The organism is Calditrichota bacterium, assembly GCA_016867835.1.
GTDB lineage: Bacteria > Electryoneota > AABM5-125-24 > Hatepunaeales > Hatepunaeaceae > VGIQ01.
This window is the reverse complement of sequence record VGIQ01000105.1, coordinates 1-9,918: the sequence shown is the minus strand read 5'-3', so window position 1 is coordinate 9,918 and position 9,918 is coordinate 1. Positions and strand designations below refer to the sequence as shown.

9 protein-coding genes are annotated in these 9,918 nt (G+C 58.5%); 7 read left to right on the top strand and 2 right to left on the bottom strand.

Annotated features, from left to right (window positions below; translation table 11 throughout):
- Positions 1 to 142 precede the first annotated feature (142 nt).
- The 4 genes from FJY67_09780 to FJY67_09765 all read left to right on the top strand — a co-directional run bounded on the left by FJY67_09780 (position 143) and on the right by FJY67_09765 (position 4,229).
- The gene (locus FJY67_09780) at positions 143 to 667 is read left to right on the top strand and encodes a peroxiredoxin (protein ID MBM3329741.1); all 525 of its coding nucleotides are present in this window, start codon (positions 143 to 145) and stop codon (positions 665 to 667) included.
- A gap of 9 nt (positions 668 to 676) precedes the next feature.
- Positions 677 to 1,609, top strand: coding sequence for a thioredoxin-disulfide reductase (gene trxB / locus FJY67_09775; protein ID MBM3329740.1), 933 nt, complete (start codon positions 677 to 679; stop codon positions 1,607 to 1,609).
- A 155-nt stretch (positions 1,610 to 1,764) separates the two neighbouring features.
- Complete coding sequence (locus FJY67_09770) at positions 1,765 to 3,381, top strand: hypothetical protein (GenBank protein ID MBM3329739.1); 1,617 nt, start codon at positions 1,765 to 1,767, stop codon at positions 3,379 to 3,381.
- Positions 3,378 to 4,229, top strand: a complete 852-nt coding sequence (locus FJY67_09765; GenBank protein ID MBM3329738.1) for an MBL fold metallo-hydrolase — start codon at positions 3,378 to 3,380, stop codon at positions 4,227 to 4,229. Before FJY67_09770 ends, FJY67_09765 begins: the two co-directional genes overlap by 4 nt.
- A gap of 110 nt (positions 4,230 to 4,339) precedes the next feature.
- Here FJY67_09765 and FJY67_09760 read toward each other — a convergent pair whose 3' ends face one another.
- Both FJY67_09760 and FJY67_09755 read right to left on the bottom strand, forming a co-directional pair.
- Entirely contained in the window at positions 4,340 to 5,107 is a 768-nt protein-coding gene (locus tag FJY67_09760) for a hypothetical protein (GenBank protein ID MBM3329737.1), read from the bottom strand.
- 99 nt (positions 5,108 to 5,206) lie between these two features.
- A complete protein-coding gene (locus FJY67_09755; GenBank protein MBM3329736.1) occupies positions 5,207 to 5,776 on the bottom strand; it encodes a hypothetical protein in 570 nt (189 codons plus the stop codon).
- A 178-nt stretch (positions 5,777 to 5,954) separates the two neighbouring features.
- Here FJY67_09755 and FJY67_09750 point away from each other — a divergent pair, with 178 nt between their 5' ends.
- The 3 genes from FJY67_09750 to FJY67_09740 form a co-directional block, all read left to right on the top strand.
- Entirely contained in the window at positions 5,955 to 6,860 is a 906-nt protein-coding gene (locus FJY67_09750; GenBank protein MBM3329735.1) for a hypothetical protein, read from the top strand.
- Positions 6,857 to 7,951, top strand: a complete 1,095-nt coding sequence (locus FJY67_09745; GenBank protein MBM3329734.1) for a pyridoxal phosphate-dependent aminotransferase — start codon at positions 6,857 to 6,859, stop codon at positions 7,949 to 7,951. Before FJY67_09750 ends, FJY67_09745 begins: the two co-directional genes overlap by 4 nt.
- A gap of 14 nt (positions 7,952 to 7,965) precedes the next feature.
- On the top strand, positions 7,966 to 9,918 hold a 1,953-nt coding region (locus tag FJY67_09740; GenBank protein ID MBM3329733.1), incomplete at its 3' end, for a carboxypeptidase regulatory-like domain-containing protein.

Below are 9,918 nucleotides of genomic sequence, written 5' to 3'. Positions count from 1 at the left end.
CTGTAACCGCCCGCATCAGGGCTATAGACTAAACGGCTGCACCCCAGCAGAACGACTTATCGCGGCTCCAAAAGCTGCTTGATTGTAAACACGTTGACAAGACAATACAATTCAATAATAATCATAACATTCAAGAGGTTTTATGCTTCAAGTCGGAACCAAAGCCCCCGATTTCACGCTCGAAGCGGTGATGCCGGACGGCTCCTTCAAACCAGTCCAACTGACGGACTACCGCGGTAAGTGGGTCATCCTCTTCTTTTACCCGCTCGATTTCACGTTCGTATGTCCGACAGAGATCACCGGGTTTGCCAAACGTCTCTCTGAGTTTCGCGCCCTTAGTGCCGAGGTACTGGGCGGCAGCGTGGACTCGACCTACAGCCACCTCGCCTGGATTCGTAGCGATCTCGGCGACCTCGGCTACCCCCTCTTCAGCGATCCGACGCATCTCGTTTCCCGGCAGTATGGGGTCCTCCTCGAGGAGAAGGGGCACACCCTTCGCGGGACCTTTATCATCGACCCCGATGGTGTGATCCGCTACCATTTGGTGCACGACAACAACGTCGGGCGGTCGGTCGATGAGACTCTGCGGGTCCTCTCGGCGCTGCAGACCGGTGAACGCTGTCCTGTCGAGTGGAAGCCCGGCGCAACAACCTTGGGGCATCCATAAGCGGCTCAAATGGGAAATCATCATCGCATCATCATCATCGGTTCCGGTCCGGCCGGATTAACTGCGGCGCTTTACGCCGCTCGTGCCGACCTGAGTCCGCTCGTCATCGAGGGCGTCCAACCGGGCGGGCAACTGACCATCACCACCGAAGTCGAGAATTTCCCCGGCTTCACCGAGGGCATCATGGGCCCGCAGTTGATGGACATCTTTCGCGCTCAGGCTGGACGTTTCGGGACAACCTACATCACCGACGAGGTTTCAAAGGTTAACCTGTCTGTGCGCCCATTCACCGTCACTGTCGGTCGCGAAGAGCGGACTGCCGACGCCCTCATCATCGCCACCGGAGCCACTGCCAAACTGCTCGGCCTCCCAAATGAAAACTTGCTGATGGGGCATGGCCTCTCGGCCTGCGCCACCTGTGACGGGTGGTTCTTTCGCGGTAAGGAGATTGCCGTCATCGGAGGCGGCGATTCGGCTTGCGAGGAAGCCTCCTACCTGACCAAATTCGCCTCCAAAGTGACGATGATCCACCGCCGCGATGAACTGCGCGCCTCCAAAGTGATGCAGCACCGGGTCCGCGAGAATCCCAAGATCGACTATCTGTGGAATAGCATCGTCGATGAATATGTGGGCACCGCCGACAAGGGTCTCGAAGGGCTTAGGATTCGCAGCGTCAACAACGGTCATGCGGATTTTCATCCCTTTCAGGGCGTCTTCCTCGCCATCGGACATAAGCCGAACAGCGAACTCTTCGCAGGGATGCTGGACATGGATGAGAGCGGCTACCTGATTACCGTCCCCGGTTCGACCCGGACAAGGATCCCCGGAGTCTTTGCCTGCGGCGACGTGCAAGATCACGTCTATCGCCAGGCAGTAACCGCCGCCGGCAGCGGCTGTATGGCAGCTATCGACGCCGAGCGATTCCTCAGCGAAGAAGGCTAAGTCCAACTGCGTTCCTGCACGAATTCCTGAAGGGTCGGATAGGAATCCGACCCGGCGCGTCGTTCGTTTGTCCTAAATGGTCGGATAGGAATCCGACCCTACGCGTCGTTCGTGGGTGCGGCATATCGAAATGAGGTCTTACCGGAAGGAGTCGTATGCGAATCCAACACGTCTGCCGGTTATCGCTTGTCATGCTGTGCGGTTCGCTGCTTGCGGTTGGTTGCAAGACCTTCTTCGAGGATGCCGACTACAAGGCGGGTGAATACTGGTTGGAGCGCGGCAATGCGTTGCAGGCCGTTCGGTTCTTCAAGAAGTCGGTTGAAAGCAATCCCAAGCGGTGGAAGAACCACGTCGCCTTGCTTGAAGCCATTGCCGCCTCCGAATCAGCCGCCGAGATGGAAGCCCAAGTGAAAATGACACTTACGACCTTCCCGGACAGTGCCAATACGGCCTCCATCGCCAATCCTGCCAGCACCCTTCTTGGCGATGAAAAGTACGAACGCATCGCTTTTTCCTATCAACAGCAGGCGATCGGCAATCTTCTGGCAAAGCAGGGCGACAAGCCCGATCTGCTGTCGCGGGCGATTATCGCCGGCTGCCGGGCGCGCGATTCGGTCGCCGTTCGCAACTATACTCGGAGATGGCTGAAAGCAACAACGGGGCAGGCTCTTGCCGACTCGGTCCGGCTGGAGGTCGCCTTTTTTCTGGGCGCTGCCTGGCTCGACTGGGTGATGCTCGAGCAGCGCGTTGCGGCAACACCGGACGACCCCGTTCTACTTCGTGAACGCATCGAGCGAGGCTTAACAGCGGGCGCATTCGATGAAACCGGTGCTAATCTAAAATTGGCCGCCTCGCGGCGCTCCGATCTATTGCAGGATGCCGATTGGGTCCGGCGCATCGCCCTACTCTTGGGGCGGGAGCCATTTGCCTCGCGCACCATAACTTCCGGTTGGGACGGGCACGTTGCGCCAACCGGAAGACTCTATTTCCTGAAGAATTACGGCAGCGCTGAGTCGGATCCTTACATTTATGCGCTGGATGGGGGAACACCGGCTCCCATTATGAAGGCGCATCAACAGAACCTCCGTGCCATCGCCTGGCCGGTCGTGAACGATGACGGCAATTGGATTTATTTCTACGGGTCCGGGGAACGCGATTGGGAGCCGGGCAGCGGCGGCATTTTCAGCCTCTACCGCGTCCGGCCGCGATGGGGAGAGGATGCGATCCGGCTTACGACGGACGCCGATCTGATCCCGGTGCGACCGCATCTTGAACGGGATGGCAGCCTCCTCCTTTTGCGTCGCGATCGCGGAAGTGTACGAGCGTCGGTCGAGGTGATCCGGTTGGAACCCGCCAGCCGAAAACTGACGACTGTCCTGCGCATTGGCGAGCCGGTGCAAGCGGCTGTCTTTACTCCCAATGGGGACACGCTCCTTTTCGTGACGAGCCAGGGCGTCCTGAGGCGGGCGCTGACCGGCGGCGCCGTGACTGCCGACCTGAATTGGTCGGGCATCAAGCATTTGATACTATCACCCGACGGGCGGTGGCTCCTCTTGCACTCAGGCGAGGATCATTTGCTGCTCGTCGATCGCCGCGATCCCCGCCCAATCTACTTTGGTCGAACCCCATCGCGCTACGCCTCGTTTCACGGCAGTAAACTCCTGATAACCCGAAGCGAAGGAACAACCCGAATAGTCGTCGAATATGACCTGAGCCGGCCCATCGATCAGCGCGCCAGTTTGGCAGCGACCATCGAACAGGCAGCCCGTTGAGTCAACTCTGGCAGCGAGAGATTGGGGGGATGAGGATAACAGCGCTCGACTTCGGCCGGTTCAGACTCGACGGTGGTGCGATGTTCGGCGTCGTGCCGAAAGTGCTTTGGCAAAGGTCTCATCCCGCCGACGAGAACAACCGCATCGAAATGGCGTTACGCTGTCTCCTGGTCGAGTCTGATGACCGGCGGATACTCATCGATACCGGCTTCGGAGCGGGACGAACAGCCAAGTTTCAAGACGTCTATGCCTATCGCGGCGGCGACGACTACCTTGGACGCGGTCTCGACGCGATCGGACTTGCGGTCGAGGATATCACCGACGTCGTTCTGACCCATCTCCACTTCGATCATTGCGGTGGTTCAACCGTCGTAAGGAACGGCGAACGGCATCCGGCGCTGCCCAAGGCGACCCATTACATTCAGAAGCGACAACTTGACCATGCCAGATCGCGACTCGAACGCGACAAGGCGAGTTATCTTGCCGAGGACTATGAGCCGCTCATCGAGCGGGGCGTCGTTCAACTTGTTGACGGGCCTTGGGAGCTGATGCCGGGATTCGATCTAGAGATCTGTAACGGCCATACACCAGCTCTGCAGTTGCCGCGACTACGCAGCGCGAGCGAGACAATTCTCTACGGCGCGGATTTGATACCGTTGCACTCCCAATTCGCGCTGCCGTGGATTATGGCTTATGACCTCTATCCGGTTACGACCCTCGAGGAGAAGCGCCGCCTCATACCGCAAGCGGCACAAGAGGAGTGGCTTATTCTCTTCGAACATGACCCCTTCCATACCGCCGGACGGGTGCGGGAAACCGAACGCGGCTTCGCCTTCGCGCCAGAATAGCAGTCTTTCCATACTCCAAAAACCGATAGGGGCTGTCCCACCTGGAACATCCCCTATCGCACACCTGTCGCTGCCTTTTGCTTCGTCTTCCACTATTCTATTGCAAACAACTAACTTCCCCACCTGACGCCGGCCCGAAGGATAAGGAAACTGGCTCCCTTTTCGACACCTCTGGCGCTGCGGCGCTCTGACGTCCAGGATCTTGCCGGATAGCCGTAGTAGGCAATCCCGGCATATTTTTCGTCTATAGCCAGGATATGAAAGGCTACAGAGGCGTCGATGAACAGATCGCGGCGTATCGGATAAAGCACTCCCCCGGCAAGTTGTAACCCGGCGTTGGCGCCATCCTGTTTGTCGTTCCAGTTGTCGTTATAGGTAAGCGTATCCGACTGCGGCGGAGTAACCCTCTCGGTCAGCGCCTGATTCCGCTCGAATTTCCAGAGGTGGACGACGAACGCGCCCGAACCGTAGGCACGCAAGCCTCCGATCAAGCCTTCCTGATAGAACCCGAAACCGAGCGGCACCTGCTTGAAATTGCCGTCTTGGGAAGCGTTGATAATCGTGGTGTAAGGCTGATGCTCGGGCCTTATATCGCGAATGCGCGACTCGGAGGCGATGGTTTCATTCGAGAGGTCTGCCAGATAAGTCTTGGAAAGCCCGGCCAACATCAAGATGCCGGTGCCACGACGGAACTCATAGCGGAGATTCACTTCGCCGCTGGTGAACGGCGACCAACGCTCGCCCCACCAGCCAATCGCCGGCCCGCCGCCGCCAGTCAGCGTCAGACTGGTCCGCGAAGCGGCATCAAGGTGATGAGGAAACAGCGTCAGTGAAAAAAGGAGAATGACGATCAGCGATCCAGATACCGTTCGCCGCATAGTCTTCCTGTAGCTGAGCGATTCAAGTTAGGTCGGGAGATGCATCCATTAGCGCCTCCCATCAATGTCAAATCAATATAAGTTGCTTCTTCGGGCAAGTCAATCGTCTGCAAACCTGCCCACTCCCGAATGCCAACGGAGGGCCAACTCGAGTGCTGGCCGGTCATCGGTGTGAGGCGTTCCCCGCCAGGCCGTCCCACCGTAGTTGAACCCGGCACTCCAGATCCAACGGCTGGAGGTCGCGAAATCTATCAGGAGACCGGCCCGGTAGCCCACGGTCAGAACGCTACGATGATCCGATCCCACCGATGACCGATACCAACCGGGCCCCAACAGCACATAGAGCCTTGTCATCTGGTTCCTGAAGTTCACTTTTACCTCCCGTCCAAGGAGCAGGGCAACGATCCGACCGTTCTTTAGCGGATAGAGTGTGTCGCCACTGGCAACAAGCGCGGCAGATTCCTCATAGTCCGGCGCTCCATAGGAGGCGTCGAATCTCCAGATCGATCCCGAAACCGATTCTATCCAGTAGGCTGCCGATGGCATTGCTCCAGGCCTCGACGACGGGAGGTTTCCCGACACCGGAAAGAGCGATAACGAAACGCCCCACTCGGCTGCGGAGAGTCCGGCAAAAGGCATTAGCAGGGATGCGAAGATGGCTAAGACCATTAGGCATCCATATCTGAACTTAACGGGGAGCATTCATCCAAGTTAGGCTTGAGAGTCTGCAAATCAAACGCCCCCCCTCAACAGCATCGATAGTTCTTCCTCAATCGACCTGCGCTCACAGCGGTTGCAATCTCCGACGCAACGAACCTAACTTATAGGTTGTCCATAGTAAAAGGCGGTGCGCTACCTCTTTATCATCAACACGCGGTCGGGGACGCCAAAGTTCGTCACCCGCCTCCAATATCTGATTCGGAGGCACTTCGGTCCGGAAGGACGACACATCCAGGTCGTCCGGTCGCTAAATGCTGAGCATATCCTGACCCTTGCGCGTGACGGAGCTGCGAAGGACCTCGATGCGGTCGTAGCCGTGGGAGGCGACGGCACTGTCAACCTGACCGCACAGGCGCTGTCGGGCACCGACACCGCACTGGGGGTCATACCGACCGGATCCGGAAACGGCTTTGCCCGCAACGTCGGTATTCCGCTCCGTATCGAAAGGGCATTGGAACTGCTCCACGATCCGGTGATCGAGCCGATCGACGTCGGCGTAGTCGGCGAGCGCATCTTCCTGGTTTCGTGTGGGATAGGCTGGGAGGCGGTCGTTGCGACGGTCTTCGATCAAAGCCGGTTCCGCGGGGTGCTGCCCTATGCTTCTGCTGCGTTGGCAACTTATCTCCAATACGAGCCCCAGGAGATTACCCTCACTGCCGAGCCGGGTGGCTGGAACTATCGCGGACGCCCCATGCTCTTTAGCATCACTAATATGCGCGAATATGGGGTCGGCGTTACCATCGCTCCTCAGGCATCGGAGCGAGACGGAATGCTCGATATCTGCATTGTCCCCCGGCATGGTCTCGTAGATTTGATCAAGATGACTCCCGAACTATTTAGGATGCGACTCGATGCCATACCGGGCTATGTGCATCGGCGCGCCGGCACGATTCATATCGAGCGGACCTATCCGGGCAACATCCATCTCGACGGAACACCCTTTCCGTCGTCCGAGTCGTTCGAGGTGAGCATTCGCCCCGGCGCACTGAAGACCATTACCCGCCGCGATACTCGCCCGAGGAAGTTAGAATGAGATTTGGCGTCATCGACCTCCTGGATTGGCTGAAGGAACAGCCTGAGGATGTCATCGACATCTCTCGCAGCGGTGTTGCGGGGCCCTCAAGCCTGTCAGATCTGGGGTTGGACATCACCGATCTACCGCTCGGCGGACCAAATGTGTACGGCTGGCGGCCGCTGCGGGAACTATTGGCAAGCCGCTTTGGGGTTGCCTTCGAGCAAGTTGCCATCACGCCAGGCGCTTCCGGCGGCAACTTCGGTGTCATCGCAGCGCTGTGCGGCAGCGGAGATCGGGTGGTGCTCGAGCGTCCCTGCTACCGGCCGTTTCCCGCCGTCATTGAAGCCGTTACCGGCCAGGCGCCGATCTACTTTGAACGTAAGCCGTCGGAACGGTATCGTTTGCCTTCAGCAGAAGTATTGCCAGCCGGGCAGATGACCCTGGCGGTAATCACCAACCTGCACAATCCATCCGGTGTAGCATCAGAAGAATCGGATATTACGGCACTTGCTGAGGGCGTTGCCGCGCGCGGGGGTTACCTCCTGGTCGATGAGATTTTTCGCCCCTTCCTCGCCGGGCAGGAATGGCTAACGTCGGCGCGATTACAGGATCGTATCATTGCCACAGGAAGTCTCACCAAAGCCTGGGGACTGGGGGGACTGCGGATCGGCTGGGTCATTGCGTCGCGCGAGGTTGTCTGGCGAGTGCAAAGAGCGTTCGACTATGCGCATGTCGTGCAGCCTTTTGCGACGGAGTACATTGCTTGGAAAATTCTCAACGAAGACGCACGCTCATCACAACTGCTCGCGGCAGCCCGACGGCGTGCCGCCGTTCACCTTCCGATCATCAAGTCGTCACTCGATTCAACCGGCCTCTTCGACTATGTCACACCTGATGGCGGAATCGTCATTTTTGCACGTCTCAAGGGTGGAGGCGATGCCGGGCCGCTTGCTGAGAGGCTACTTAGGACGTATCACGTACTTGTTCAGCCCGGCCATTTCTTCGGCGATCCGACTGCGATTCGCATCGGGTTTGGCTGCGACCACGCGACGTTGGAACGCGGATTGCAAGCCATAAGGGAAGTTTGCGCCGATCTTGTCTCATCTTGATTAGTCAGGAACCGATGCTTCTACGCCCTGCCTTGATTGCTTTGCTCGCGGTCTGCACCGGACTTCAAGCCCTGCCATCCATCCTCGTAGATCCCGATCAGTTCGCGTTCGAAATGCCACACGGCACGGTCGAGAACAGTGTGCTCAACATTGCCAACGATGGCGATGAACCGCTCGAAGTCGTGGTGTCGCTCGGGGTGCCGCGTCGCGATGTCACCGTCAATGTCGTTCTCTGGACGCGGTTTGCCACCGACCAATGGCGGCTCGGGAATCTGATTACCGGACTCTCGACCATAGAGGCCGATCTGCGCCGGATCGACTTCAACGACTATACTCCGGATGCCCTGGAAGAGGTTTTGAGCAATGCCCACGTCCTGGTTCTTCCCGAGCAGCCGGGTGCCAGCCAGGGGTTTCTCTTCGACCTCGGGCGCACCTGGACAGATGTCCTTCGCGATTTTCTCGACCGGGGCGGTTACATCGTCGGAGCCGAGTCAGCAGGGGGAATCGCGCGTCTGCTTGAGGGTGCCGGCTTGATGTCGATCCGCATCGCATCGTTGGCACAGCAACTGAATTGCACCTCAAACGACCACCCGATAACGGCGGGCATCCCCAACTTTGTAGCCCTTAGAACCTGCAACGTCCACCGGGCTATCGGTTTTGAATCCCAACAACTGACCCGCATCGAGGGTTGGGGTGAGGAATTCACCAACATTTCAGCCCGCCGTCACGGACGCGGAGGCATTGCCTATCTGGGAATGAACTGGTGGCAGTATAACGACGACATGAACTTCCTGCTGGGCAATGCGGTCCTTTGGTTCCAGGGCGGCGCATCGTGGTTGCTGCTTGAACGGTTTGCCGGAACAATCCGGCCCGACGACTCGCGGGACGTCTTTTTCACTATCGACTCCCGTCTCACATCCGAGCCGGGCGAGTATCGGCGCGATATCCTGATCACCTCCAACGATCCTGCGAATCCCCGGGTGACGGTTCCAGTTGACTTGACCGTAACCTCCTGGCTTCCATCCGAACTCGCGCTTACACCTGAGGCCTTTTTCGTCATTTCCCGGCGTGACAGTGCAGCGGTCCTGATCGCCAACAATCTCGGCGAAGGGATGCTGCGGGCGGAGGTATTCCTCGACGACCCGAATCAACAATGGCTCACCATCAACCGTAACGAACTGGTGATACCGGGAGGATTCGAAGACCGGGTGCTGCTTCGGTTCAGTGCTGCCAACGCCCGCACCGGTTTCAATGCCAACCGGCTTGTCATTCGTTACGCCAACCCTGATACTATAGAGACATTAGTCCCGATAACCTATTACACCGGATCGACCTTTGGTGCCCTTGAAGGCCGTGTCACGGAAGCGCTCTCAGGCGATCCGGTAACCGGCGTCTTTATAAGCCTAGACGGTTTAGAAGCGGAGACAGACCAAAACGGCGACTACCGCTTCCCGACCGTTCCGGTGTCGAACTACCAGATTTCACTTGACGCGAGAGACTACCTTCCCTACCGCAGCGGCTGGCTGACGATTCGCGAGAATGAGACTGCCAGTAACGACATTGCACTGCGCTGGTGCAGCTTGGAAATGACCTTCGATCCGGACCTGCAGATCGCATCTCCGGGCGGGCACCTGACCCGCATTGACGGCCAGTTTAGCAATCCCGGTGATGGGGAGTTGCGCTTTAATACCGAATTCAGGGAGCCGGCGGTGCCGCGCAACCTCAACCCGTGGCAGACGAGGCTGGTGTTGGCACCCGGGTCGGCGGTTGCAGCGACGGAACTCTACGGCGTGGCGTTTGCGCGCGAGCGCATTTATCTATCGGGGCTTGGACCGGATCAGGAACCATGGCTCTGGCGCCTCGACCGGAACGGTGCTCTGCTCGACTCTATCAGACAGCCGGGCGACCACCCGCGGGGAATGTCGGATTTGGCTTGGGACGGGGAACTTGTCTGGGGTGCCGACGAC